Source organism: uncultured Campylobacter sp., assembly GCF_938045405.1.
Classification (GTDB): domain Bacteria; phylum Campylobacterota; class Campylobacteria; order Campylobacterales; family Campylobacteraceae; genus Campylobacter_B.
In genome coordinates this window covers 38,013-63,073 of record NZ_CALIMW010000201.1, presented here as the reverse complement: position 1 = coordinate 63,073, position 25,061 = coordinate 38,013, and the positions used below count along the sequence as shown (strand labels likewise).

Annotated in this window: 25 protein-coding genes and 1 pseudogene; 18 read left to right on the top strand and 8 right to left on the bottom strand. The window is 50.0% G+C overall.

All coding sequences use genetic code 11. The features are described 5' to 3' along the window. Positions 1-157: 157 nt before the first annotated feature. The 8 genes and pseudogenes from Q0140_RS08085 to der all read right to left on the bottom strand — a co-directional run bounded on the left by Q0140_RS08085 (position 158) and on the right by der (position 7,026). Positions 158-1,021, bottom strand: a complete 864-nt coding sequence (locus tag Q0140_RS08085; RefSeq protein WP_297963578.1) for a CbrC family protein — start codon at positions 1,019-1,021, stop codon at positions 158-160. Positions 1,022-1,089: 68 nt separating this feature from the next. Beyond that, positions 1,090-1,503: a hypothetical protein gene (locus Q0140_RS08080; protein WP_297963576.1), complete on the bottom strand. Its 414-nt coding sequence runs from the start codon at positions 1,501-1,503 to the stop codon at positions 1,090-1,092. 23 nt (positions 1,504-1,526) lie between these two features. After that, positions 1,527-2,864 (bottom strand): PFL family protein, encoded by a 1,338-nt coding sequence (locus tag Q0140_RS08075; protein WP_297963574.1) that lies wholly within the window; start codon positions 2,862-2,864, stop codon positions 1,527-1,529. Between the two features lie 9 nt (positions 2,865-2,873). Further along, positions 2,874-3,140, bottom strand: a complete 267-nt coding sequence (locus Q0140_RS08070) for an ACT domain-containing protein (RefSeq protein ID WP_005871308.1) — start codon at positions 3,138-3,140, stop codon at positions 2,874-2,876. Positions 3,141-3,194: 54 nt separating this feature from the next. Continuing rightward, a complete protein-coding gene (locus Q0140_RS08065) occupies positions 3,195-3,626 on the bottom strand; it encodes a DUF2628 domain-containing protein (protein WP_297963572.1) in 432 nt (143 codons plus the stop codon). A gap of 77 nt (positions 3,627-3,703) precedes the next feature. Beyond that, positions 3,704-4,672 (bottom strand): tryptophan--tRNA ligase, encoded by a 969-nt coding sequence (gene trpS, locus Q0140_RS08060; protein ID WP_297963570.1) that lies wholly within the window; start codon positions 4,670-4,672, stop codon positions 3,704-3,706. 487 nt (positions 4,673-5,159) lie between these two features. Further along, positions 5,160-5,654 (bottom strand): annotated as a pseudogene (locus Q0140_RS08055) (shikimate kinase); the annotation flags it as partial. Continuing rightward, the gene (gene der / locus Q0140_RS08050; protein ID WP_297963568.1) at positions 5,641-7,026 is read right to left on the bottom strand and encodes a ribosome biogenesis GTPase Der; all 1,386 of its coding nucleotides are present in this window, start codon (positions 7,024-7,026) and stop codon (positions 5,641-5,643) included. The gene der and the pseudogene Q0140_RS08055, both read right to left, overlap by 14 nt. Before the next feature lie 571 nt (positions 7,027-7,597). On the opposite strand from der, the gene Q0140_RS08045 reads away from it, so the two are divergent. From Q0140_RS08045 to Q0140_RS07960, 18 genes are all read left to right on the top strand, one after another. Then, positions 7,598-8,389: a DMT family transporter gene (locus Q0140_RS08045; protein WP_297963566.1), complete on the top strand. Its 792-nt coding sequence runs from the start codon at positions 7,598-7,600 to the stop codon at positions 8,387-8,389. A gap of 6 nt (positions 8,390-8,395) precedes the next feature. Further along, complete coding sequence (locus Q0140_RS08040) at positions 8,396-9,328, top strand: DMT family transporter (protein ID WP_297963564.1); 933 nt, start codon at positions 8,396-8,398, stop codon at positions 9,326-9,328. 153 nt (positions 9,329-9,481) lie between these two features. Next, complete coding sequence (locus Q0140_RS08035) at positions 9,482-10,258, top strand: acyl-CoA dehydratase activase (protein WP_297963562.1); 777 nt, start codon at positions 9,482-9,484, stop codon at positions 10,256-10,258. Continuing rightward, positions 10,255-11,364 carry a double-cubane-cluster-containing anaerobic reductase gene (locus Q0140_RS08030; protein ID WP_297963560.1) on the top strand — a complete coding sequence of 370 codons (1,110 nt, stop codon included), beginning with the start codon at positions 10,255-10,257 and terminating at the stop codon, positions 11,362-11,364. Before Q0140_RS08035 ends, Q0140_RS08030 begins: the two co-directional genes overlap by 4 nt. Positions 11,365-11,436: 72 nt before the next feature. After that, a complete protein-coding gene (locus tag Q0140_RS08025) occupies positions 11,437-12,294 on the top strand; it encodes a substrate-binding domain-containing protein (RefSeq protein ID WP_297963558.1) in 858 nt (285 codons plus the stop codon). Further along, positions 12,287-13,063, top strand: coding sequence for a 4Fe-4S binding protein (locus Q0140_RS08020; protein WP_297963556.1), 777 nt, complete (start codon positions 12,287-12,289; stop codon positions 13,061-13,063). The genes Q0140_RS08025 and Q0140_RS08020 overlap by 8 nt, the downstream gene beginning before the upstream one ends. Further along, positions 13,063-13,890, top strand: a complete 828-nt coding sequence (locus tag Q0140_RS08015; RefSeq protein ID WP_297963580.1) for a radical SAM protein — start codon at positions 13,063-13,065, stop codon at positions 13,888-13,890. Before Q0140_RS08020 ends, Q0140_RS08015 begins: the two co-directional genes overlap by 1 nt. A gap of 266 nt (positions 13,891-14,156) precedes the next feature. Next, positions 14,157-15,707, top strand: a complete 1,551-nt coding sequence (locus tag Q0140_RS08010; protein ID WP_297963554.1) for a flavocytochrome c — start codon at positions 14,157-14,159, stop codon at positions 15,705-15,707. Between the two features lie 275 nt (positions 15,708-15,982). Then, positions 15,983-16,423 (top strand): cytochrome c3 family protein, encoded by a 441-nt coding sequence (locus Q0140_RS08005; protein WP_297963552.1) that lies wholly within the window; start codon positions 15,983-15,985, stop codon positions 16,421-16,423. Next, positions 16,420-17,091, top strand: coding sequence for a NapC/NirT family cytochrome c (locus Q0140_RS08000; protein ID WP_297963550.1), 672 nt, complete (start codon positions 16,420-16,422; stop codon positions 17,089-17,091). Before Q0140_RS08005 ends, Q0140_RS08000 begins: the two co-directional genes overlap by 4 nt. A gap of 365 nt (positions 17,092-17,456) precedes the next feature. Next, on the top strand, positions 17,457-18,578 hold the full coding sequence (proB, locus tag Q0140_RS07995) for a glutamate 5-kinase (protein ID WP_297963548.1): 1,122 nt from the start codon (positions 17,457-17,459) through the stop codon (positions 18,576-18,578). A 79-nt stretch (positions 18,579-18,657) separates the two neighbouring features. Then, the gene (locus tag Q0140_RS07990; RefSeq protein ID WP_297963546.1) at positions 18,658-18,846 is read left to right on the top strand and encodes a hypothetical protein; all 189 of its coding nucleotides are present in this window, start codon (positions 18,658-18,660) and stop codon (positions 18,844-18,846) included. A gap of 139 nt (positions 18,847-18,985) precedes the next feature. Then, a complete protein-coding gene (locus Q0140_RS07985) occupies positions 18,986-20,245 on the top strand; it encodes a glutamate-5-semialdehyde dehydrogenase (protein ID WP_297963544.1) in 1,260 nt (419 codons plus the stop codon). Between the two features lie 384 nt (positions 20,246-20,629). Then, positions 20,630-21,373 carry an amino acid ABC transporter substrate-binding protein gene (locus tag Q0140_RS07980; protein ID WP_297963542.1) on the top strand — a complete coding sequence of 248 codons (744 nt, stop codon included), beginning with the start codon at positions 20,630-20,632 and terminating at the stop codon, positions 21,371-21,373. A 93-nt stretch (positions 21,374-21,466) separates the two neighbouring features. Next, complete coding sequence (locus tag Q0140_RS07975) at positions 21,467-22,216, top strand: amino acid ABC transporter substrate-binding protein (protein WP_297946129.1); 750 nt, start codon at positions 21,467-21,469, stop codon at positions 22,214-22,216. Then, on the top strand, positions 22,213-22,881 hold the full coding sequence (locus Q0140_RS07970) for an amino acid ABC transporter permease (protein ID WP_291939919.1): 669 nt from the start codon (positions 22,213-22,215) through the stop codon (positions 22,879-22,881). The genes Q0140_RS07975 and Q0140_RS07970 overlap by 4 nt, the downstream gene beginning before the upstream one ends. After that, the gene (locus Q0140_RS07965) at positions 22,881-23,615 is read left to right on the top strand and encodes an amino acid ABC transporter ATP-binding protein (protein ID WP_297963540.1); all 735 of its coding nucleotides are present in this window, start codon (positions 22,881-22,883) and stop codon (positions 23,613-23,615) included. The genes Q0140_RS07970 and Q0140_RS07965 overlap by 1 nt, the downstream gene beginning before the upstream one ends. Positions 23,616-23,640: 25 nt before the next feature. Beyond that, on the top strand, positions 23,641-24,777 hold the full coding sequence (locus Q0140_RS07960) for a PLP-dependent aspartate aminotransferase family protein (protein WP_297963538.1): 1,137 nt from the start codon (positions 23,641-23,643) through the stop codon (positions 24,775-24,777). Positions 24,778-25,061: the final 284 nt, after the last annotated feature.

Below are 25,061 nucleotides of genomic sequence, written 5' to 3'. Positions count from 1 at the left end.
ATGCGCTATCCAATAAATGCGCCCTTAAATACGACCCGCCTAAATTTTAAAATTTCGATTGAGCCGCTAAGGCCTAAATTTTAAAATTTTATGCTCGCGGGGGCCTAAAATTCCTGGCGAAGTTTAAAATTTAAAATTCCGCCGCTACTTTAAAATTTTAGCTCGCATCGACATAAATTTTATATTTCCCGCAATGCAGACATCTGAACAAATAGCCCGCCGTGTCGCCTCCTGCGACGAGGCAGTCACGCACGTCCTCTACCGCAAATTCCTCGCGCAGAGCGTATTCGGCAAAGACCTCCTCCAGGGCGCCCAAATCCTGCAGCTCCTTCGTGCCAACGTCGCCTAAAAACTCGCAGTAATCGTCGCAACACGTGAGCCAATGCGCCCCCTGCCAGCTAAAATACCCCGGCGTCCTTTTAAACAGCTCTTCGGTTTTGCCCTGCGCGTCCGCAGCGCCTGACGGCAGAGGATCGGCGTCCTGGATGAAGCTGGCGTCAAATTTCGCCGCAGCCGCGCCGCTAGCGATGCAGTGTGGGCAGAGATATTTCACGTCCGCCGTGCAGTAAACGCTACCGCGATAATAAACGCCCGTCGCCTGCCCGCAGCACTCGCAAACCACGTTCGCATCCTCTTTAAACACGTCTGTTTTGAAGGGATCCGGGTGGTAGCAAAAATGAGGCAGGGCTTTTGATTTTTCGCTCGCACGTGTCACTTTGCTTGCGGTTTTGGGGCGCTTTATCGCGTCCGCGTCGCCGTCTGCGCCGTATTGCCGCAGATAGTCGAGCTTTTTAAGCTGCTTTCTGTCCTTTGGATCGCAAATTTTAGTTAATAGTTCGCAGGCGCTCTTTTTTAGCTCAAGTAGCTCATAAACGTCCACGAGTACTGGCTTTGCTTCCCTTTCACCGCATTTTTCGAGCTCGTCTTTGAACTCATACAGCGCCAAAATGCTCGCCGCTCCGCCGTCAGAATCCCAAAACGCCTTTTGAAGCGCGATATATCTTTCTCTAAGCTTATCCATTTTGGCTCCTAAATTTTAAAATTTACCCGCTAAATTTTATAAATTTTACGCACTTTTAATCCGCAAATTTAATACGCCTTTACGAGCCGTAAATTTTTTAGATATATGACGCCGTCAAAAACGCCGCCTCCATTCGGCGCGGGCCAAGAAATGGCGATTCTTTTCGGCTCCCTGTCATATTCGGGCGAGCAACGATTCTTGGAGCAGTCTATTTTAAATACCTCTTTATCGTTGCTATCAAAATCCGTCTGGGTAGAATTTTTAGGAATTTCCAGCGTGTGGATTATACGATACGGCTCGCCCTCTTTTGTGCGGGCGGACGTTATTTTTATTAGCGTGTCTGTGCTGCCGTCCGAAGTCCTATAAACCCCGTCTTGCCCCAAGCCCGCCAGCTCGAATTTTTTCTCCTTGCTATAAAATGCCGAGATTATGGAGCAGCCGCTTAAAAGCAAAGCTGCCGCAAATAACGCAAACGCCCTCATTTTCCCTCCTTAAGCGGTTAAATTTAGTTTTTAAAACTATGAATGGGTGCTGGGATCTGGCCGCCGCGGGCGATGAAGTCCGCGGATGAGTTTTTATTTACGCTCATCACGGGCGCGCTACCGAGCAGGCCGCCGAACTCCAGCGTGTCGCCCTCTTTGCCTTTTGGGATTATGCGCACGGCGGTCGTTTTTTGATTTATCACGCCGATCGCGGCCTCGTCGGCTATGATCGCGGCGATCGTTTGCTCGGGCGTATCCTCGGGGATCGCGATCATATCGAGCCCCACCGAGCAGATCGCGGTCATCGCTTCGAGCTTTTCTAAATTTAACGAGCCTGCGCGCACTGCGGCTATCATGCCCTCGTCTTCGGAGACGGGGATAAACGCGCCGCTAAGCCCGCCTACTTGGTTGCACGCCATGACGCCGCCCTTTTTGACCGCGTCGTTTAGTAGCGCTAGAGCTGCCGTCGTGCCGTGCGTGCCGACGCGCTCTAGTCCCATCTCCTCAAGCACGCGCGCTACCGAATCGCCCACCGCCGGGGTTGGGGCTAACGAGAGATCTACGATGCCAAATTTCACTCCCAGCCGCTCGGACGCCATTTGGCCTACGAGCTGTCCGATGCGCGTGATCTTAAACGCAGTCTTTTTCACAGTCTCGGCGACCACGTCAAAGCTTGCTCCGCGCACCTTCTCAAGCGCGCGCTTAACGACGCCGGGGCCCGATACGCCCACGTTTATGACGACTTCTGCCTCGCCCACGCCGTGAAATGCGCCCGCCATAAAGGGGTTATCCTCGACGGCGTTGGCAAATACGACTAGCTTTGCGGCGCCGAGATCCGAAAGCCGCGCCGTTTCTTTGATTACGCGCCCCATATCAGCGACCGCGCTCATATTTATGCCCGTCTTGGTGGAGCCGATATTTACCGACGAGCAGACCTTCTGCGTCGCGGCGAGCGCGGCGGGGATGGAGTTGATTAAAATTTTATCACCCTTTGCGTAGCCCTTTTGCACTAGCGCCGAAAAGCCGCCGATAAAGTCGATACCGACCTTTTGCGCCGCCTCGTCCATCGCCTTAGCTAGCGGGACGTAGTCAGTAGCGTTCGTCGCCGCGCCGATGATGGCGATAGGCGTTACGCAGACGCGCTTATTTACGATCGGGATGCCGAGCTCTGCTGAAATTTCATTGCCGACCTTTACCAGATCGCGCGCCTTGTCGGTGATCTTTGCGTAAATTTTCTCCGCCGCCTTGTCAATATCGGGATCGATGCAGTCAAGCAGACTGATGCCCATCGTGATCGTGCGGATGTCGAAATTTTGTTCCTCGATCATAGCGATCGTTTCGGTTACGTTTTTGATGTCCATCTGTGCGCCTTAGATGTTGTGCATGGCGTCAAATATCGCCGAGCTTTGGATGTTGATCTTTACTTTTAGCTTTTCGCCTAGCTCGTTTAGCTCCTCGCGTAGGGCCGTAAAGTCCTGCTTTTCCTCGCTGGAAACCACCGCCATCATCGTAAAAAACTCGTCCAAAACCGTCTGGCTGATGTCGTCTATGTTTAGCCCAAGCTGCGCGAGCTTAGCCGAAACGCCCGCCACAATGCCAACCTTGTCTTTGCCGATCACCGTTACGATCGCTTTCATTCTTACTCCTTTTTAAAATTTAGCGTTTTTGAGCGCGGAAGCCGTTTAAAATGACTAAGCTTTGCCGCCGTTTGAAATTATCAGCGCAAACACGATTGCGACCAAAGCGTAAAATATTACCGCGAGCCATATCGCCCATCTATTCACGCCGCCGCCCCGTCTTAGGGCTTCATCGTCCTGCTTATCTAGCAATGAAACAAAACTATCGCAAACGTAATATTTCGCCATAGTCCCGCTACTGACGCTAATCGCCGTTCCTATAGTTCTATCATGTCCATCCAAAAACGGAACGAAGCAAGAAATTACCATAACGGCAAATAGGGCTGCGGCAATTTTATACTCCTTGCGGTACAGAAAAAAGAACAGCGTGCCGAAAAATCCCCACCAGCTCCACGTACTTACGTAATTTAACTCGCGCTGCTTACCCGCGGCGAAAAATTTCTCGCAGGCACGTGCGTAAATTTCAACCTTACTAGGAGTTTGCAAAAAAAATTTCCAGCTTCTGCCGAAGCAGCTTGCCGTCAGATAAAATTTCTCTAGCGTAATCCGTCATCTCACTCTCCTTAGCGATAAATCCCCACGGCGGCGCGAACCTTTTGCATCAATGAAGCAGCCGTCGCAGCCGCCCTTTGCGCGCCCTGTCTTAGCATCTCGTCTAAAATTTCGCGATGGCTTTGATAGTATTCGAATTTATCTCGCGCATCTTTGAAGTAGCCCTGCACGAGCTCGTTTAGATACACCTTAAAATGCCCATGCCCCTCGCCGCCCCGCTCGTAACGAGCTTGTAGCTCCGTCTGCTCCGCTTCGTTTAAAAATAGCTTTGCGATGTTATAGACATTGCACCCGCGCCACTGCTTAGGCGCCTCTAGCGGCTCGGAGGTCGTTACGATACTTGAAATTTGCTTCTTTAACGTCGCAGCATCCGCAAAAATATCGATCGTATTGCCGTAGCTCTTACTCATCTTGGCACCGTCGGTGCCCGGCACGATCGCCACTTCATCATTTACGCGCGCTTGCGGAATAGTTAAAATTTCGCCGTGGGCGTTGTTAAATTTAAGCGCGATGTCGCGAGCGATCTCGACGTGCTGGATCTGATCCTTGCCCACAGGCACGACCTCCGCGCTATATAGCAGGATGTCCGCCGCCATCAGCACGGGGTAGCTGAACAGATCGTGTTTGCTCTCAAAGCCCTTTGCGATCTTATCTTTGTATGCGTGTGCTCGCTCGAGCAGCCCCATCGGCGCATATCCGCTTAAAATCCAGTAAAGCTCCAGCACCTCTTTCACGTCGCTTTGCACCCAAAACACCGTCTTTTTCGGATCGATCCCCAGCGACAAAAACGCCGCGGCGGCCTCGTAGGTTGAGTTTTTAAGCTTTGCGCCGTCGCTTACGGACGTGAGCGCATGGTAGTTTGCGATAAACATAAACATCTGCTCACCCGCGTTTTGCGCATCCACCATCTGCTTGATACTCGCGAAGTAATTGCCCAAATGTAGCTTACCGCTAGGCTGAAGACCCGTTAAAATTCTCATCATTGCTCCTTTAAATCAAAATCAGATCGCCGTCCACAAAACCCGCGGCAACGTGCTTGCACTTAAAAATTTTTGCATCTGGCATCTGCTCTCGCAGCTCGCGCAGAGCCTGCACGAGCATTTTTAAAACCTGTCGCCACGAAAGCTCGCTTAAAAAATCAAGCTGCAAGCGCGAGCTTTGCGGATAAAATTCATCCTCGTCCTCGCACGCCCAGTCGTCGTCATCCGCATCAAAGCTGCTCGATCCCGCGAGCTGCAGCGCGTAAGGCTCGTAAAGATCGAAGTGCCACGCGATCACCCGCTTTGGAATTTCCTCGCGCTCTAAGCCCTCCAGTAGCTCACGCAGCTTTTGCTTTAGCGCCTCTTTCTTTTTAAGCTTATCGCCTTTGCCCTCTTTGCCGTGCGGCTCGGAATTTTTGCCGCCGCCAGAGCACTTCTGCTTAGACATCTTTTTTCCTTTTAAATTTAGCCCGTCGCAGGCGGAACAAATTTCTTTTACGATCTTTTTCACGCTTTTATTTTCGACGTCGATTACGATGTCGGCCTTTTTTTCATACGCCCCGTCTCTTTGAGCGTGCAGCGCCGCGGCCTTTTGCAGATCCGCTAACAGCGGGCGCTTGGCAAATTTTTTCTCCGCGTTCTCGCTATTTTTTAAGCGATTAATGATCCCCTCAAAGCTTGATTTCAGATACACGACGGTGCCGATTTTGTTTAAATTTTTCACGGCGTAAAAGCCGCCGCCGGTGGAGATCACGGCGCATCGGACGGACTTTTCTAAAAATTTCGCAAGGCCCGCCTCCATCTTTCTAAAGCTCTGCTCGCCCTGCTCTTTAAAAATTTGCCCGATCTTTTTATTGGCGTAGCTTTCGATCATATCGTCGCAATCAAGCGCAAACATCCCGCTTTGCGCAGCCAGAGCCCGCGCTACCGTGCCCTTGCCGACCGCCATAAAGCCGATGAGCACGATGTTACCGCTCTTCATCGCTCTCACCTTTTTTGCGCGGTAGCAGCACTAGCGGACTTCCCGAAAGAGCGAAGCTCGCGCGCAGCCTGTTCATCAAATAGCGCTTGTAGCTAAAATGTAGCGCACTTGGGCGGTTCATTACAAGAGCGATCTTCGGCGGCGCAAAGCCGATCTGCGCGGCGTAGTAAATTTTAACCGATTTGCCCCGCTCGCGAGGTATCGGATGCGCCTTTATCGCGGCCTCTACCGCTTCATTGATCCTTGCGGTGCCGAGCTTGCGCGTGAAATTTGAATAAACCTCCAAAATGAGCGGGTAAATTTTATGTATCCGCTTCCTGTCCGTCGCGCTGACGCTGATGATCGGCGCGTAGGAAAGAAATTTAAACCTATCGCGCAGATCGCGGCAAAACTCGTCGTAATCGCGCTCGCAAAGATCCCATTTGTTTAAAATTATGATGAGCCCGAGTTCAAATTTGGCCGCAAGCCCCGCGATGCGCTCGTCCAGCTCGTTTAGCGGCTCGCTTGCGTCAAGCACCAAAAGCGCGATGTCGGAGTTTTGTAAAATTTTTTCGGTGCGATTTAGCGCGAAACGCTCGATGCCCTCGATCTTGCCGCGGCGGCGAATGCCTGCTGTATCGATAAACTCGAGCGTGCGCCCCCCAAATTCCGTGCTTTCGTTCACCGGATCGATCGTCGTGCCCGCGTAATCGCTCACGACCGAGCGCTGCGAGCCCACAAGCGCGTTTAGAAGGCTTGATTTGCCGACGTTTACCCGCCCGATGATGCCCACGCCGATGGTTTTACTAGCATAAAATTCCTCGTCGCGCCCCTCTTTCGGCTCGCCCTCGTCGTTAAAGCCCTCTATAAAATCATCAAAAATTTCATCCTCGTCCTGCCTCGCGGGCGCAGGGTCCAAAAAGCCATATATCCACTCTTTCAGCTCATCGATGCCGCTGTTGTGCGAGACGGAGATCGGGAAAAATTTAACGCCGAATTCGTTAAACTCCCAGCTACGCTCCTCGTCGCGCTTGCCGTCGATCTTATTGACCGCTAGGGCGATGGGCTTGCCAAGTCTCTGCAGCGAGAAAAATATCCGCCGCTCATCATCGCTCGGAAGCAGCTTGCCGTCCGTCATAAAGATTATCAAATCCGCGCTCTTTGCCTCGCTTAGCGTCTTAGCCTGCACGCGCGCAAACAGCTCGGAGGTATCGTCCAAGCCACCCGAATCGATCACGCGCACGCGGCGATCGAAAATTTCGGCTTCGGCTCTATTGGTATCGCGCGTCGTGCCCGCAACGTCGCTCGTGATGGCGATGCGAGCGCCCGCTAGGCGGTTAAAAAGGCTCGACTTGCCGACGTTGGGGCGCCCGATGATGATCAAACTTTTCACGTTCGTCCTTGTAGTTTTTGGCGCGATTATAACCAAAAATAGATTAAAGCCAAATTCTACGCGCTCGCTCGCGCAAGTCGGGCGGCAAAATTTTATGAAATTTAGGCGCTAAATTTAGCGAAATTTTATCGCGACACTAGCGGGACGCCGCACGGACGCAAGGCATCAAAACGCGCGATCCATCGCCACGGATGACGCAAAACTGGAGCTACGCGTAAATTTATAAAATTTTAAAACCGAAGCCTGGGCGAGAAAACTAGCAACAGTAGCGCAAAACCGGCGCAACTACACGAAAGCATAAAAGCCCGCAGCTGCGCAAATTTTACTGCTTTGCTCAAGCAAGCGGTGGCGCGCAAAGCAGAGGGTCGGTAAAAATCACAAAAGCAGCGCCCAATATCCAAGCACCGAACTGTCGCCTGCAAGCGAGAAACGCAAATGCAAGCGCCAAAGTGCAAAATCGAGCGGTCGCGCCAGGCGCGCGAAAGCAGGAGGCGCGGCGAAATATTAAAACGGCGAAATATTAAAATTTAATCATTATGCGTGTATAATTCCGCAAATTTAAAGGGACGCGATGAAATACAACAACTTCTTGCTGCACCATCTAAGCGTGTATTATATGCTGATGGCGTGCTTTTACTACTCTCTTACGGGCGTTTTTGCCAAGCTTTTGGGCGCGCAAATTTCATCGCTTGAGGTCGTGCTCTTTCGCAATCTGCCCGGACTTTTGATCCTGCTTTATAAAATCAAGGCTCGTCCCCGCATGGCGCGCTTCGCAAACAAGGGCGGTCATCCTTTTACGCTCGCGTTTCGCGGCATTATCGGGATTTTGGGGCTGATGGTGTTTTTTTATAACATCGCAAATATCAGCCTCGGCGAGGCATTTACCTTTCAAAAAACGGCGTCCATTTGGACGGCGATCATCGCGTACTTTACCCTCGGCGAAAAATTCGGCGCGATGGCGTTTACCTCCGTGCGCGGGCTGCGCAAATACTATAGCTCCGATACGATCATCCTCTCTGCGCTTCTTGCCGGCACGCTGATGCCCGTAGCGCTTATGATCGCAGCGGAATTTATAGACGCGCCCGCACTGAGCTTTATGCTTTGCAAATTTAAAATTCCAAACGCGCAGGGCTGGCTCTTTGCCGTGCTTCTGGGGCTGCTGGGGCTGTTTTATCAAACCTACGTCACCAAGGCCTACGCCGCGACGCGCAAAGCGGGCATAGTAGCTACGATCAGCTACGCAGACATCATCTTTTCGACGCTATTTGGGCTGCTGCTAGGCGACGCCTTGCCCGGTTTCATGGCACTTTCGGGCATGGCGCTCATCATCGCCGCGGGCGCGCTCGTGGCGAACCGAAAGTAGGACGGCGTGAAGCAGAAGCTTTACTCCGCGTTTTGGCTAAAACATCTGGGCGTTTACTATATGCTCGTAGCAAGCTTTTATTTCGCGCTAAACGGCGCGCTAGCCAAGGTGATGGCGGAGCGGATGAGCAGCGCCGAGATCGTGTTTTTCCGCAACGTCGTAGGCATCGCGATCGTGCTATTTTCGCTACGGCGGGTAAAAAATCTTGGCCCGGGCGGCAAGCCGTGGCTGCTCGCGTTTCGCGGCTTTATCGGCAGCTGCGGGATCTTAGCGACCTTCTACAATATCGCCCACATCGATCTTGGCACCGCTTTTACCTTCCAAAAGACGGCGCCCATTTTCACCGCGCTATTTTCGGCATTTTTCTTAGGCGAAAAGCTAAGCTCCAAGGGTTGGTTTGCGATACTGCTCGGCTTTGGCGGAATTTTACTCGTCGTGCGCCCGCACATCGGCATCAGCGTAACCGATGCAGTGGGAATCTTCGGCGGCATGTGCGCGGGGCTTGCATACACGAGCGTGCGCGAGCTTCGCAAACACTACGCCACCAACCTCATCGTGCTGGTTTTCGTCTCGTCCGCTACCTTTCTAAGCGCGATGATGATGGCTGCGGGCTGGGCGCTTGAAGGTAGCGAGGTTAAAATTTTAGGACTTTTCAGCGGCGCGGATTTAGCGAAGCTCGCTTATTTCAACCCGCCAAGCCTTTTTGGCTGGGTGCTAGTGGCGCTTCTGGGCGTCAGCGGTATCTACTTTCAAATTTACATGACGCGCGCCTACGCCGCTTCACGCAAAGCGGGCATAGTCGCCGCGATCAGCTACAGCGACATCCTATTTAGCATGGCACTCGGCATTATGCTAGGCGATCATCTGCCCGGTCCGATCGTGCTAGCGGGCATCGCGGTGGTGATTTTAAGCGGAATTTTAATCGCCCGCGAGCGCTAAATTTAAATCTAAAACCGATTCAAACGCGGTGCGAGACTAAATTTAAATACGCACCGAGCCCGTGCCAAATTTCAGCGATATAAAAGTCTTAACAAGCTAAGATTGCGCTAAAGTTCTACGGCGTAGAAATATTTTTCGACGGATTTAAATTTTATGCATTTTATCGGTATCGACATCGGTTCGACCTCATCAAAGGTCGCCGTTATGGACGAGCACGGCAAATTTTGCGAGCTGTTTTTACTACCTAGCGGCTTTAGCGCGGTTAGAGTCGCGCGGCAGATCAAGCAAAATTTAGAGCAAAAAGGCTACGGCGAGGGCTTCGTAACGGCTACGGGCTACGGACGCGTCAGCGTGGACTACGCGCAGCTTAGCATGAGCGAAATTTTATGCCACGGCCTTGGGGCGCACTTTTTGTTTGAGCCTGATTGTACCGTCATCGACGTGGGCGGGCAGGATACGAAAGCGATCAAGATCGAAAATGGCAAGCCCACAGACTTCATCATGAACGACAAGTGCTCGGCCGGCACGGGCAAATTTTTAGAGATCAGCGCGGGCCGCCTGGGGCTAGAGCTAAGCGAAATTTACAAAACCGCCCGCAAAAATCCCGCGATCAAACTAAGCTCGACCTGCACTGTTTTTGCCGAGAGCGAGATCGTCTCGCTAAGCGCAAACGGAGCCGAAACTAGCGAGATCGCCTACGCCATCGTGGATTCCTCCGCGCACAAGGTCGCCTCTCTCATCAAACGGCTGGAAAATCAAATTTATTTTTTAAGCGGCGGACTTAGCAACGTGCCGCTCTTTAAGCAGCTTCTAGGCGAGCATCTGGGGGCTGAAATTTTTACTTGCGAAAACGCAATCTACTGCGGCGCGATGGGCGCTTCGCTTATCGGCGCACACAAAACAAACGAAATTTCAAAGGAGACGAGATGAAGATGGATTTTGACGCGCTTAAAAAGCGCAACGCAATGGCTCTGCACGATCTAAAAGAGCAAGGCAAACACGTAGTGGGAATGTTTTGCACCTATTCGCCAAAGGAGCTCATTTACGCTGCGGGCGCCGTGCCGGTTGGGCTTTGCGCCTATGACGAGAGCCCGATAGACGCCGCTCACGCGGAGCTTCCGCGCAATCTTTGCCCGCTAATCAAAGCAAGCTACGGCTACGCGGTTACGAAAAAATGCCCCTATATGAACGCTAGCGATCTCGTCATAGGTGAAACGACCTGCGACGGCAAGAAAAAGATGTATGAGCTGCTCGCAAAGCATAAGGACGTCCACGTGCTGCAACTGCCGAATATGACCGGCGGCAAGAGTTTGGAGCTTTTTACCGACGAGCTTAGGGAATTTCGTAAAGTTTTAGAGCAAAAATTTAATACGAAAATCACGGATGAAGCACTGCTCGATGCGGTGCAAATTTACAACGAAGAGCGCGATGTGATGTTGGAGCTTTTAGAGCTTGGCAAACTAAATCCGATGCCGGTAGCGGGTAGCGAAATTCATCAAATTTCATTTGCGAGCGACTTCATATACGACAAACGCGAAAAGCTTAAAATGATACGCGCTTACATAGCCGCCGCAAAGGAGATGACGCCGCCGAAAACTCGTAAAAAGCGGATCATCATCACAGGCTGTCCGAGCGGAGGCGTGTACGAAAAGGTTATCAAGCAGATCGAGGAGTTGGGCGCAGACGTAGTGGCCTTTGAAAATTGCTCCGGCACCAAGGGCTATCAAAACCAAGTACAAACTAAGGGCGATTTGGTTGCAAATATCGCCGAGCGCTATCTCAAAATCCCCTGTTCGGTGATGTATCAAAACGACGCACGCTCGGATATTATCAAGGAATTTATCCATGAGTATCAAGCGCACGGCGTCATCGACGTCGTGCTAAGCGGCTGCCACACCTACGCGATCGAGACGAACAAGATCAAAGAAGCCAGCCGTGAAGCTGGAGCAAACTATATGTCGCTGGAGACTGATTATTCAAAACAAGACGTCGGGCAAATTCGCACGCGCTTGGAAGCGTTTATCGAGCTACTTTAGCGAGTCTTACTTGAAATTTTGAAATGAAGAATTTTCTAAATTTAAAAACAAACCAAAGAAAGGAGAGGTTGCATGAAATTTAAGGAGATAGACGAATCTCGTCGCGGCTTTTTAAAAGGAGCTTTGGCGGCTGCCGCCATCGCCGGACCCGAAGCGATGCTCGCCGGCTATACGCCGTTTAAGCCAGGTTCGCTGCAGGTTTGGTCGTGCGGAGGGCTGTCCGAAGCATTTAACGAGCTAAACGCCGTTTATGAGTCAAGAACGGGGCACAATATCCAGTACACCGGCGCCTTTGCGGGCGCGCTCGGAAAGTCGCTGCTAGCCTTGCAGGGCAAGACGGAGGTTTTCGGCGCCCGCGTTTTGGAGCTCTCTCAAAAACTACGCAAAGCTGGCCTTAGCCTTCGCTTTAGACCGCTGTGTTTTACCGACTACGTTTTAGTGGTGCCGAAGGGAAATCCCGCAGGCATTCGCGATCTGAAGGATCTAGCGGAACCCGGCGTGCGGGTGATGCTGCCGCTAAGGGCTTCGCCTCCGGGCAGCGGACCGGTAAAGGGAATTTTGAAAAATTCCGGCCTCACAGGACCGGTTATGAAAAATATGGTCGCCAACGGAGCGTGCGTAATTACTATGATGTGCGATCTGGTAGACGGCAAGGGCGATGCGTCTATCATCGAAAAGCGCCTAACGACGCACGATAGGTTTAAAGACAAAATCGAATACATGCCTATCGACGAGAAACTCATCCCGCCGGGGCCGCTTACCTTTACGCTAAATATCATGAAATACGTAAAAGACGAGAAGCTGGCCGATGACTTTGCGGACTTCGTCTGCTCGGACGGGCAGGAAATTTTCGAGCGGCACGGCTTTACCTCCATCCATTCGGCGCGTGGGCTTGAACTCATAGAAAGGTTTGGTGTAAAAGATGTTTAGTATCGTAAATATGGCAAAGATGAAAAAAGTCTCTAGACTAACTAAAATTCGTCGCTTGGTGCAGCTGATTTTTATAGGCGCGATCGGACAATGGGCGTATTACGGGATTTTTAGATGCCCATTTATCGTGCCTTTCGTAAACTGCCAATCCTGTCCGATCGTTACGTGCTGGGGGCGGATCGCGACCGTGTTTTTCGGCTTTTGGCTATTTATCCCCGTGCTGGTTATTTTCCTCGGGCGCGCGTTTTGCGGCTGGCTTTGCCCGGGCGGATTCGTAAATCAAATGCTCGGCAAATTTGCCGCTTTCAAGCTTAAGCTAAAAAATAACAGGAAGCTACGATATGCGCAAATAGGCATGGTTCTAGCCGTTTTGCTTAGCGCCGGCGTATATTTTATCTACGGCAACCCTCGCGTCATGATCCCCATCCGCACCAGCGACGAGTACCTAAACGCCGTTATCATGTCCTTTAAATTTTCCGACTGGTACTGGGCGGTTCGCACTGCCGTCGTCGTAGCTCTCATCGCTGCGTCACTGATCGTCGCAAATTTATGGTGCCGCTTCGCCTGTCCTAGCGGCGGCATAATGGAGCTGCTGCGTAAAATTTCAATATTTCGCGTTTACAAAACAGGTGCCTGCGATAACTGCAACGCCTGTTTGCGCAAATGCGAAATGGGCACTAGGCCCGACGAGATGAACTGCACGAACTGCGGCGATTGTATGGATGTTTGCCACGCGGATGCCATCAAATTCGGAAGGAAAAAAGATTGATGAATTTTTTCGCCAAACCCTCTTTCGACAACCACCCCTGCTTTAGCAAAAAAGCGTCCGCCGCCTACGGGCGCGTGCACCTTCCCGTAGCGCCGCATTGCAATATCCAATGCAATTTTTGCAACCGCATCTACGACTGCGCTAACGAAAATCGCCCCGGCGTAACGGGGAGAGTGCAAAGCCCTGACGAAGCTGCGCTATACGTGGAAAATCTATTTAAATTTAGACAGGATATCTCGGTCATCGGTATCGCAGGACCCGGGGATCCTATGTGCGATGCCGACAAGACCCTAGCTACCTTTGAAAAATGCAAAGCCCGCTTCCCTCACGCCCTACTTTGCCTATCCACAAACGGCCTGTCCCTGCCCGAGCACGTGGATGATATCGTGCGGATCGGCGTGAGCCACGTGACGGTGACCGTCAATGCCGTAACGCCGGGCGTAGGCGGCAAAATTTATGCGTGGGTGCGCCACAAAAACAAAATTTACCATGGTGAAGAGGGCGCTAGAATTCTTGGGGAGCGCCAAGAGGAAGGGATCCGCAAGCTAAAAGAAGCCCGTATGATCGTAAAGATCAATACGGTCGTAATCCCGGGCGTCAATATGGATCACGTCCCCCAGATCGCCAAAAAAGCCAAAGAGTGGCAAGCCGATATCATGAACTGCATGGCGATGATCCCCGTGCATGATACGCCTTTTGCAAATATCAAATCGCCCTCAAACGAAGAAATTCGCAGTATGCAAAAGCTAATCGGCGGCTCAATGGCGCAAATGACTCACTGCAGCAGGTGCCGCGCCGACGCGTGCGGCAAGCTTTGCGAGAAATGAAGACCTGCTTTGCGGGTCTCTTTTATCTGGCACAGGATACGCGCTCTCATAGCGCACAAAATTTTATGTAGAGATTTAAATTTAAAATTTGTCTAAATTTAGAACTAGCAAGTGGCCGATAAGCGGCTTTTTAGCGGCGGCGGTTTTTTAAAATTTAAAAACAATTTTTCAATAATATTATTTTGCTTTTATTTAACTTTTAGTATAATGCCCTTAAAATTAGGCATCTGAAAAAAACCGTATAACGGTAAAATAAAGGAGACATCATGGAAAACGTTTCAAGACGTGATCTGCTCAAAATGAGCCTAGTTGGCGCGGGTGCTTTAGCGCTCGGCTCCGTAAACGCAAATGCTGCGGTAAACGCTAAAGACGTCAAATTTGACGAAGAGTGGGACGTAGTCATCGTTGGTTCCGGTTTTGCAGGACTAGCAGCAGGTATCACCGCAGCCGAAAAGGGCAATAAAGTCCTAATCCTAGAAAAGATGGGACGCGTTGGCGGTAACTCCGTTATTAACGGCGGAATTTTTGCCGTTCCAAACAGCGACAAACAAAAAGCCGAAGGCATCAAAGATAGCAACGAGCTATTTATCAAAGACTGCCTAAAAGCCGGCCGCGGACTAAACCACGTAGATCTCATCGACACCATCGCTACTCGCGCTCAAGACGCATATAAACTAACTCTAAAATGCGGCGCTAAATACATAGATAAAGTTACTCACGCAGGCGGACACAGCGTACCTAGATCGCTCCAAACCGCTAACGGTTCAGGCTCGGGTATTGTTCAGCCGATGGTAGAATACTTTAAAAACCTACAAGGCTGCGAGCTAAGACAAAGAGCTAAATTTGACGAATTCGTCCTAGGCGAAGACGGCGGCGTAGACGGCGTGATCATCAGAGAGGATTATAAATTTGATCCAAAGAGCCAAAAAGACGACGCCGAAAACACTACGGGAACTAAAAAGACGATAAAAGCTAAAAAAGGCGTAGTGCTAGCTGCGGGCGGATTTTGCCGCGACGTATTCTTTAGACAAGTTCAAGATCCCTCTATCCTGCCTACTACGGATAGCACTAACCACCCGGGCGCAACAGCAGGCGCTATGAAAGAGGCGTTTAGGATCGGCGCTACCCCTGTTCAGCTAAGCTGGATACAATTCGGTCCATGGGCATGCCCTGACGAAAAAGGCTTTGGCGTAGGCTCTATGTTTAACGTAAACGGAAGCTTCCGCTACGGAATTTCAGTCGATCCAAGAACCGGCAAACGCTATATGAACGAGCTAGCGGACCGCCGCACCCGCTCTCAAGCTATGTTTAAAGTAATCGACGCAAAAGCGGATATCTATCCTATCAACTTCTGCGACTCTGAGGGCGTAAAAAATATGGTCATACCTGAACACTACACCAAACCGCTGGAGTCCGGCGTGCTAAAGAAATTTGAAACCTTAGACGAACTAGCGGCTTTTTATAAAATCCCTGCCGCAGAGCTTAAAAAGACGGTAGAGAGATATAATAGCTTCGTTAAATCTGGCAAAGACGAGGACTTTGGTAAACCTATGGATAAAACCACTACAAACGGCGTAGATATCTCTAAACCGCCTTTCTACGCTATGCGCGGTACGCCAAAACTCCACCACACTATGGGCGGTATCGATATCAATACCAAAGCCCAGGTCATCTCTCTACAAACAGAGATGCCTATTCCAAAACTATTTGCCGCAGGCGAGATCACGGGCGGCGTACACGGAGCTAGCCGCTTAGGTAGCGTGGCGATCGCAGACTGCTTAACGTTTGGTATGATTGCGGGAGAGAATATAGGCTAATTTTAGGCGTCTTTCGGACGCTTTTTGCGGGTTTCGTTAAAATTTGACTTGATAGGCTATATGCCTTATCTTCGTCAAATTTTAACTTCTTCTGCTTGCAGTTGCGAGCTTGCGAAGCAGAAAACCCCAAAAATCGCCTCGAAATACTTGCAAATCTTATTTCGTATCGCAGGTCAAATTTAAGACTAAATTCGAGAATTCAGCCTGCGATCTTTTTAAATTTAAAGCCGAATTTGCAGTTAAATTTGTAAATTTGACATCCGAAAGGAATTCGCATGAAACATAAAGCGTTTCTCGTCTTGTGCGCATCTATGCTACTATGCTCTTTTGCATCTAGCGCAGAAGCCTTAGGCGCAAAGATAACGTCTTTAGCTGATCTTAACGTCACCGATGAACTGCGAGCCAAACACCCTTTAAAGCCTCACCATGAAAAGCTAAGCTTCACCTGTCTTGATTGTCACGAAGGACAAGGAAACGACGCTAGTAAATTTAAATCCATAGGCGATAAAGGCTGTATATCCTGTCACGGCGACAAGAAAAAGATAGCTAAAAGACTAGAATACATGGATCTGCTAAAAGCAAATCCCCACAACTCGGTTCACGACGGCCCTACGCTATACTGCGACGAGTGCCACAACGAGCATAAAAAATCAACCAATATGTGCACGGAGTGCCACGAACACGAAGTTCCGCAATGGATGGGGGTAACGCCATGAAAATTTCAAAGAAAGTACTAGCGCTTATTATATTAGTAAGCGGCATTATAGGGTTTTTAGTCGTACTTCCCGTGCATTACGCCCTAGAAGAAACTAGCGGAGAGAAGTTTTGCGTAGTATGCCACGAGATGGATCCTATGGTTATAGCTTATAGTAACGACGTACATAGCGGCAAAGGCAAAAGCGGAGTAAGGGCTAAATGCGTAGACTGCCACATACCTCACGACAACCTAGCCAAATACGTTTTAACTAAAGCTAAAAACGGATTGATGGAGGGATACGTTCATTTCTTTAAAGATCCGGAGGCTATAGACTGGCATAAAAATAGAGAAAAAAGAGAGCACTTCGTATTTGATAACGGTTGCGTTAGCTGCCATACGAATTTGGTGGATAATAAGCTAACGAGCCCGCAAGCTCAAAAGATGCACGCTCACTATCAAAGCTTGCTAAATACGGATAAGCAACTAACCTGCGCTAGCTGTCACGCCGAGGTAGGCCACAGCGGGCTAAACAATATGCTAAACTACTGGAAGCCTGAATACAAAATCTACGAAAAGAAAGCCGCAATCAAAAAAGAAGAGATAAAAAAGGCTTATTTCGGGGAGGATTATGTGGGGCCGAAAGAGGTGAAGACTGAAGATAAAGAAGGCAATGCCACCAAAAAGTAGGCTAAAATGAAGAAAATTTTGCTCGTTAGCGACGACGTGGAGATGCAACTAAGTCTCAACGCCGCGCTTTAGCAAGGATCCGGTAAATTTTAAATCAGTAAAATTTCGCGCGATAACGGGAGTTTATCTCCCGTTACGATCTTCGTAAACAGACTATCTCTACGCTTTATAAGAAAATTTACTACGCCAAATACGACTACTTTATAATCAAACTTTTACCCAAAAAATTTTATCTCTCGTATTTAGAAGCTGCCGAATTTTATTCGGGAATAAATTTTAGCCAAAGCTCGCATCCACTCAGCTCAAAACATAAAATTTAAAATAAGCCGTTTTCGATATAATTTTCAAAAATTTCGGAGCGGAAAATGGGTAGAAAAGAGCTTCTGGGCGGCGCAAAACGTATCGTCGTAAAAATCGGTACCTCAACGCTTACCAATGCGGACGGTTCGCTAAATGAGCGGCTCATCAAAAGTCTAGTCGCGCAAATTTGCAAGCTAAAAGATGCGGGCTTTTGCGTGGCTTTGGTAAGCTCGGGCGCCGTGGGCGCGGGTATGGGGCTGCTCGGTATCGCGCAAAGACCTAAAATTTTAAGCCGCAAGCAGGCTCTAGCGGCGGTCGGACAGGTCGCACTGATGCATCTTTACGAGCGGCTATTTTGGGCGCATGACCGCATTATCGCGCAGCTGCTGTTAAGCCGAGGCGATTTTAGCGACAGGGTGCGCTATCTTAGCGTGCGAAACGTCTGCGCGGAGCTACTCTCGCGCGGCATCGTGCCGATCATAAACGAAAACGATCCCGTCGTAGCAGATGAACTGAAAGTGGGCGACAACGACACGCTAAGTGCGCTAGTAGCGGGGCTAATCGATGCTGATCTGCTCGTGATTTTAAGCGATATCGACGGGCTGTACGACAAAAATCCGAGCGAGCACGCGGACGCAAAACTTTTAAGCTTTATTGAAAAAATCGACGAGCACGTCGTCAAAATGGCAGGCGGCGAGGGCAGTAAATTCGGCACGGGCGGCATGGCGACCAAGATCGCGGCGGCGCAAATGGCAAATCAGATCGGCACTAGCCTGATCATCGCAAACGGGCGTACGGACGGAATTTTGCTTAAAATAGCGGCGGGCGAGGAGGTCGGCACCCTCTTTAGCGCGGGCGCGGCGCGGCTTAGCTCGCGTAAATACTGGCTCGCATACGGCGCGATCAGCAAAGGCGCGGTGATTATCGACGCGGGTGCGGCAGAGGCGATAAAATCGGGCAAAAGCTTGCTTGCAGTAGGCATCGCCGAGGTGCGCGGCGAGTTTGAGCGCGGCGAGATCGTAAACGTCTGCGCGACCGACGGCAAGCTGCTGGCGCACGGCATTAGCAACTATTCAAGCTGCGAGCTTGCGCGCATAGCGGGCGTAAAAAGCGATGAGATAGAGCAGACTTTAAGCTACAAAAGCGACGATGACGCGATCCACGCGGATAATATCGCGCTGCAATGAAATTTTAGCCGTGTTCTGTGCGTTTAAAATTTCAAACGGAAGGCGTAGATGAAAAAGATTATATTTTTTTGCACTACTCTTGGCGGGCGCGGCGTGGACGGCAAAATTTGATGAGCTGGACGCCGATAAAAACGGCGAGCTAGATGTTCTTGAGCTGCGCGGATATGAGCTGGCGGATTACGTAAAAGAGCCGTGTGCGAATTGGAACGAGAAGGTTGGGAATAATGCCGGGCGAGTGCGGGAGATTTTGGCACAAGATCCGAAATAAAATGCCCCAAAGCGCGCTAAATTTAAGCCACCGCGCACGGATCAGATAATAACGCGTAGAATTTTAGGTGCGATATAGGTGCTGTTCGCAGCATTTTGATACAAAGCGTGTGATTTGATTTATAGATTAAGGAGCGAAAATGAACGAAATTTTAGATATCTGTAAGCGCGCAAAGGCCGCTTGCAGCGAGCTTTTGAGGCTTGATAGCAGGGCTAAATTTGAAATTTTAAACGCCGTGGCGGACGAGCTGCTCGCGCAAAAGGACGCGATAAAAGCGGCAAACGCCAAAGACCTTGCAAACGGCGAGAAATCGGGGCTTAGTGCGGCGCTGCTAGATCGCCTAAGGTTAACCGACGCCCGCATCGAGGCTATGGCGCAGGGCGTGCGCGAAGTGGCGGGATTTGCAGAGGTCGTGGGCGAAAATCTAGGCGGCTGGAGCCATCCAAACGGCATGCAAATCAGCCGCGTGCGCGTGCCGCTGGGGGTGCTTGGTATCATCTATGAGAGCCGTCCAAACGTCAGCATCGACGCGGCGGCTCTGGCGCTAAAAAGCGGCAATGCAGCGATCCTGCGAGGCAGTGCTAGTGCGCTAAATTCAAACATCTTTTTAGTAAATTTATTTAACGAGGCGGGGGCGAAATTCGGCTTACCGACGGGTGCAGTGCAGCTCGTGGAGAGCGCCGAACGCGAAGTCGTAGCACACATGGCGAAAATGAGCGAGTATATCGACGTTTTGATACCGCGCGGCGGCAAGAGCTTAAAAGATTTTATCGCGCAAAACGCGACCGTACCGATCATCATGACGGGTGAGGGAGTTTGCCACATCTTTGTCGATGAGAGCGCAAATTTGAGCGAGGCGGCAAAGATAATCAAAAACGCCAAAATCCAGCGCCCAAGCGTCTGCAACGCCGTAGAGTGCGTGCTTTTGCATGAGCGCGTGGTAGGCGAAATTTTACCGGGGCTTGTGCGCGAGATGCCGGAGGTCGAGTTTCGCGTGAGCTCGGAGCTTCTGGGCGCGTGCGAGTCGGAGCTGCGAGGCACTAAAAACGTCAAACTTGCAGGCGAGAGCGACTTTGGTGCCGAGTTTTTGGATCTCGTGCTAGCCGTACGCGCCGTGCGGGATACGAACGAGGCGATCAGCTTTATAAACGCGTATTCCAGCGGGCATTCGGACGCGATTTTAAGTGAGGACTACGCAAACGTCGAGCAGTTTTTAAACGAAGTCGGCAGCGCGGTCGTCTACGCCAACGCCTCGACGCGCTTTAGCGACGGCAGCGAGTTTGGATTTGGCGGCGAGATCGGCATCAGCACGCAAAAACTGCACGCCAGAGGGCCGATGGGAGTGAGGGAGCTCACGACCTATAAATACGTCGTCCGCGGAGGCGGGCAAATTCGTTAGCGACTCGTCTTTTTCAAAAGGCTCATCTTGCGAGCGCTTTTGAGAGAAATTTTGCTTCTCTTGCGCTCGCAACTGCAAGCAGAAGTCTAGCTTGCGCAAAATTTAGCTTCTAACTCAAAAAATCGCCTCGAAATACTTGCAAATTTTATCTTATATCGCAGGCTGAATTTGGTCTGCGATACTTTTACCTAATAAACTTAAAATTTTATAAATCACCTCTGTCAAAATTTTAAAAATATATGAGCTAAAGTTTTGTCATGCAGGCGAAATTTTGTATCACGTCTTACTAAAATTTAGAATTTTTAATAAAAATTATATATTCCGCACGATATAATCGCGCATCTGCTCGCAGCGCGAGCGATAGCTAAATTTCAAGGAGATGTAATGAAAATATTTAAAGCCCTGCTCGCAACAGCGCTGATCACCGCTACCTTAGGCGCTAAGACGCTCAAAGAGGGCACGCTCGTAATAGCCACAGAGGGGACTTACTCGCCGTATTCTTTCTATGATGAGAAAAATAATCTTACCGGCTTTGATGTCGATATCGCTCGCGCACTAGCAAAAGAGCTAGGGCTAAAGGCGGAATTTTTAACCGCGCCGTGGGATGCGATGCTCGCGGCATTTGACGCAGGCAAAGCGGACATAGCGATGAATCAAGTAAGCATCACGCAGGAGCGTAAGAAAAAATATAATTTCAGCGAGCCTTATACCGTGGCTTATGCTGCGCTAGTAGTGCGAGCTGATAACGAGGAGATTAAGAGTTTTGCGGATCTTAAAGGCAAAAAAAGCGTCCACTCCGCTACCAGTAACTGGGCTGACATGGCGCGCAGCTACGGCGCCGAGATCGTTACGGCAGACGGATTTAGCAAGGGCGTGGAGCTCATCATAGCTCGTCGCGCAGACGCTACGATCAACGATAACATCACATTTTTCGACTATATGAAGCAGCGCCCGAACGCCCCGCTAAAGATCGCAGCTCAAGGCAATGAGCCGATCTATTCCGCCGTGCTGCTTAAAAAGGACGACGAGCTGACGGCACAGATAAATTCCGCACTAAAATCGCTAAAACAAAAAGGCGTGCTGAAAGAAATTTCACTTAAATATTTTGGCAAAGACATTACGGAATAAATTCTACGACCGCTTAGTTGAAGCGTGGAATTTTAAACTTAGCTGAGCGGAATTTTGCATTTTAAATTTCGCTCATAAAATTTTGGAGGAATTATGAAAAATTTAATAAAAACTTTGCTTGCGTGCGCGCTTTTAATATGCGGCGCAAACTCTAAAACACTACGCGAAGGCGTGCTTAAAGTGGCTACGGAAGGCACCTTTTCGCCATTTTCGTATTATAACGACAAAAATGAGCTCGTAGGATACGACGTAGATGTTGCGCGCGCAGTCGCCGAAAAGCTTGGTCTAAAAATAGAATTTCTAACCGCGCCTTGGGATGCGATGCTTGCAGCATTTGATGCAGGCAAGGCAGACGCTGTGTTTAATCAAGTAAGCATTACCGACGAGCGCAAGAAAAAATATGAGTATTCTGTGCCCTACACCGTCGTTTACGGAGCTATCATCGTGCATAAAGATAACAACGACATTAAAAGCTTCGAGGATTTAAAAGGCAAGAAAAATGCAGACTCCGCTACCAGCAACTGGGCGCAAGTCGCTAAAAAATACGGCGCGCAAAACGTAACTGTAGATAGTTTCGCTAAAAGTATGGAGCTGCTGATCGCTCGCCGCGTAGATACCGTCGTGCGCGACAATACCGTATTTTACGACTTTTTAAAACAACGCCCGGACGCTCCGATTAAAATCGCTGCAAAGCTAAAAGATGTCGATTATAGCGCTGCAATCGTGCAGAAGGGCAATAAAGAGCTCGCAGATCAAATCAGCAAAGCCTTAAACGAACTCAAAGCCGAAGGCAAGCTAAAAGAAATTTCGCTTAAATATTTCGGCAAAGATGTGAGTGAATGAACGAAACAAGCAGAATTCTAGAGCTTGTTAGTAGCTCGCTAGAGCCGATGGCGCTAGCCCTGCTGCAAGTTACGATCCCGCTTACGATAATCTCATTTCTGCTCGGGCTCGTGCTTGCGGTGCTGACGGCGGTCGCACGCATCGCAAATTTTAAAATTTTAAAGCAGCTAAGCGAAATTTATATTTGGATTTTTCGCGGCACTCCGCTTTTGGTGCAGCTTTTTATCGTCTATTTCGGGCTTCCAATCATCGGGATTACGCTTGATGTTTGGGCTGCTGCGATCATTACCTTTAGCCTAAATATCGGCGCTTACGCTTCAGAGGCGGTGCGAGCTGCGATCCTATCGGTGCCAAAGGGACAATGGGAGGCGGCTACCTCGCTAGGCATGAGCTACGCTCAAATTCTGCGCCGCATTATCGCTCCGCAAGCAGCGCGCATATCGCTGCCGCCGCTATCAAATATATTTATCTCTACGCTTAAAGACACTTCGCTCGTAGCCTCGATTACGATGGTCGATATGTTTATGGTCGCTCAACGTATCGCTGCGCGGGCATTCGATCCGCTTACGTTATACGTACTGGCGGCGCTATTTTATCTAGCAGTTTGCACCCTTCTTACGTTCTTACAATCCAAGCTAGAGCGACGATTTTCAAGGTTTGTGTGATGATAAAATTTACGAACTTAACTAAGTGCTTTGGCGATCACGTCGTGCTAAATGGGCTAAGCTTAGAATTTCGCGACGGGCAAACAACAGTGATTTTAGGAAGCTCTGGCTCTGGCAAATCTACGATGCTGCGCTGCATAAATCTGCTCGAAATTCCAAGCGGCGGCGAGCTACAGCTAGGCGAGTTTAAGATAAATTTCGACGCTCCGCATAAAACAAGCGAATATCATCCATTCCGCGCGCATACGGGCATGGTTTTTCAAAGCTTCAATCTCTTTCCGCACCTCAATGTCTTGCAAAATGTCATAGAAGCACCCGTACACGTGCTAAAGCAGCCACGCGAGCTTGCCGAGGCAAATGCAATGGCGCTGCTAAAAAAGGTCGGTATGGCGGATAAAGCTGGCGCGTATCCGGCTCGCCTCTCCGGCGGTCAGAGCCAGCGCGTGGCGATCGCGCGGGCGCTTGCGATGCAGCCTGAGTTTTTGCTGCTGGATGAGCCTACGAGCGCGCTTGATCCCGAGCTTGAGGCGCAGGTGCTAAAGACTATCGCAGAGCTTGCCGCAGAGGATCGCTCGCTCATAATCGTCACGCACAATATGGGCTTTGCACGCAAGATCGCAGATAGAATTTTATTCTTAGACGGCGGAGTTATCGCATTCGACGGCGACGCAGAGGAATTCTTTGGCAGCAACGACGAGCGCATAGCTAAATTTATCGGAGCGATGAGCTTTTAAATCCATTAAATTTCAAGGAGAAAAGATGAAAATAGATACCCTAATCGTAAAGGGCATAGAGGCTAAGTCTAACCCCCACAACGCGGTCATTCCGCCGATATATCTAGCCAGCACCTTCGTGCAAGAAAGCCTGGATGATTTCGGCAAATACGCTTATTCGCGCGGCGCAAATCCTACGCGCAACGCCTTTGAGGAACTTTTCGCAAAATTTGAAGGCAGCAAATACGCCTTCGCGCTAGCTTCGGGCATGGCGGCTACGAGCGCTGCATTTGCGCTGCTTAAAAGCGGCGATCGCGTGCTGTTAAATAACAACGTCTATGGAGGTACCTATCGCTACGTAAGCGGGATTTTTAAAAATCAAGGGATAAATTACGACTTGGTGGACGATCTAAATTTGATCACCGAAATTCCAAGCGACGTTAAAATGGTCTTCATCGAAACACCATCAAATCCGCTTTTGCGCGTAACCGACATTGAGCGCATCAGCGAGCTCGCGCACAAAAACGGCGCGCTTGTGGTTATGGATAATACCTTTTTGACCCCATATTATCAGCGCCCGCTAGAGCACGGCGCAGACGTCGTGGTTTATAGCGCGACCAAATACATAGGCGGGCATGCCGATCTGATCGCCGGCATCGTTACGACGAACGACGATGAGCTTGCCGCAAGAATTCAGTTTATGAAAAACACTCTGGGCGCGACGCTATCGCCTACCGACGCGTATTCGCTAATACGCGGACTTAAAACGCTAAGCGTGCGCTTCGACCGCCAGAGCGAAAATACGCTAAAGATAATAGAATTTTTACGCAGCAATCCTGCGGTAGAGGCGGTAAATTTCGCGGGCTCGCATTCGGCTAACGAAAAAGAGATACAAAATCGCCAAGCTAGCGGTATCGGAGCGGTCATCTCACTGGTGCTTAAGCCGCAATACGACTATAAAACCTTTGCGCGCAGCCTTGAGCTATTCGATCTAGCCGTGAGCCTGGGCGGCGTAGAGAGCCTGATATGCCATCCTGCATCGATGACGCACGAGAGCTATCCGCGCGAGCTGCAAGAGCGCATCGGCATCAGTCAAAATTTGCTGCGCCTAGCCATAGGCATCGAAAACGCGGACGATCTCATAGCAGACCTTGCCGCCGCGCTAGAAAAATCTAAAAAATAGGCGGCGCGAAATTTGCGCAAGCTCGCGGAATTTTTATGCAGGCTTGTAAAAATTTGCGCGGGCGCGCAGAATTCATGCCAAAATTTAGTCCGAAATCCTTATAGCTTCGCTCATGGGTCTATAAGGGCGCTCATCTTTACGAGCCGCCGGTTTAAAAAGACTCGCCGATCATTTCATCTTACAAAAATTGCTTTTTGCAAAACCCATGTCCATTTTCTTGCGGGCTAAATTTTGTATGGATTTTCACTCGTTAAATTTTACGAAGCGCGCGGCTTTTCGTAAAA

Coding starts and splice junctions, on each gene's coding strand:
- Q0140_RS08030 (WP_297963560.1), top strand. CDS start 10,255: ATGAAGATGGATTTTGACGCGCTTAAAAAGCGCAACGCAATGGCTCTG.
- Q0140_RS07985 (WP_297963544.1), top strand. CDS start 18,986: ATGAACGAAATTTTAGATATCTGTAAGCGCGCAAAGGCCGCTTGCAGC.
- Q0140_RS08000 (WP_297963550.1), top strand. CDS start 16,420: ATGAAAATTTCAAAGAAAGTACTAGCGCTTATTATATTAGTAAGCGGC.
- Q0140_RS07980 (WP_297963542.1), top strand. CDS start 20,630: ATGAAAATATTTAAAGCCCTGCTCGCAACAGCGCTGATCACCGCTACC.
- Q0140_RS08070 (WP_005871308.1), bottom strand. CDS start 3,140: ATGAAAGCGATCGTAACGGTGATCGGCAAAGACAAGGTTGGCATTGTG.
- Q0140_RS07970 (WP_291939919.1), top strand. CDS start 22,213: ATGAACGAAACAAGCAGAATTCTAGAGCTTGTTAGTAGCTCGCTAGAG.
- Q0140_RS07960 (WP_297963538.1), top strand. CDS start 23,641: ATGAAAATAGATACCCTAATCGTAAAGGGCATAGAGGCTAAGTCTAAC.
- Q0140_RS08045 (WP_297963566.1), top strand. CDS start 7,598: ATGAAATACAACAACTTCTTGCTGCACCATCTAAGCGTGTATTATATG.
- Q0140_RS08005 (WP_297963552.1), top strand. CDS start 15,983: ATGAAACATAAAGCGTTTCTCGTCTTGTGCGCATCTATGCTACTATGC.
- Q0140_RS08010 (WP_297963554.1), top strand. CDS start 14,157: ATGGAAAACGTTTCAAGACGTGATCTGCTCAAAATGAGCCTAGTTGGC.
- Q0140_RS08080 (WP_297963576.1), bottom strand. CDS start 1,503: ATGAGGGCGTTTGCGTTATTTGCGGCAGCTTTGCTTTTAAGCGGCTGC.
- Q0140_RS07965 (WP_297963540.1), top strand. CDS start 22,881: ATGATAAAATTTACGAACTTAACTAAGTGCTTTGGCGATCACGTCGTG.
- trpS (WP_297963570.1), bottom strand. CDS start 4,672: ATGAGAATTTTAACGGGTCTTCAGCCTAGCGGTAAGCTACATTTGGGC.
- Q0140_RS08075 (WP_297963574.1), bottom strand. CDS start 2,864: ATGGACATCAAAAACGTAACCGAAACGATCGCTATGATCGAGGAACAA.
- Q0140_RS08035 (WP_297963562.1), top strand. CDS start 9,482: ATGCATTTTATCGGTATCGACATCGGTTCGACCTCATCAAAGGTCGCC.
- proB (WP_297963548.1), top strand. CDS start 17,457: ATGGGTAGAAAAGAGCTTCTGGGCGGCGCAAAACGTATCGTCGTAAAA.
- Q0140_RS08085 (WP_297963578.1), bottom strand. CDS start 1,021: ATGGATAAGCTTAGAGAAAGATATATCGCGCTTCAAAAGGCGTTTTGG.
- Q0140_RS08025 (WP_297963558.1), top strand. CDS start 11,437: ATGAAATTTAAGGAGATAGACGAATCTCGTCGCGGCTTTTTAAAAGGA.
- Q0140_RS07975 (WP_297946129.1), top strand. CDS start 21,467: ATGAAAAATTTAATAAAAACTTTGCTTGCGTGCGCGCTTTTAATATGC.
- Q0140_RS08020 (WP_297963556.1), top strand. CDS start 12,287: ATGTTTAGTATCGTAAATATGGCAAAGATGAAAAAAGTCTCTAGACTA.
- Q0140_RS08015 (WP_297963580.1), top strand. CDS start 13,063: ATGAATTTTTTCGCCAAACCCTCTTTCGACAACCACCCCTGCTTTAGC.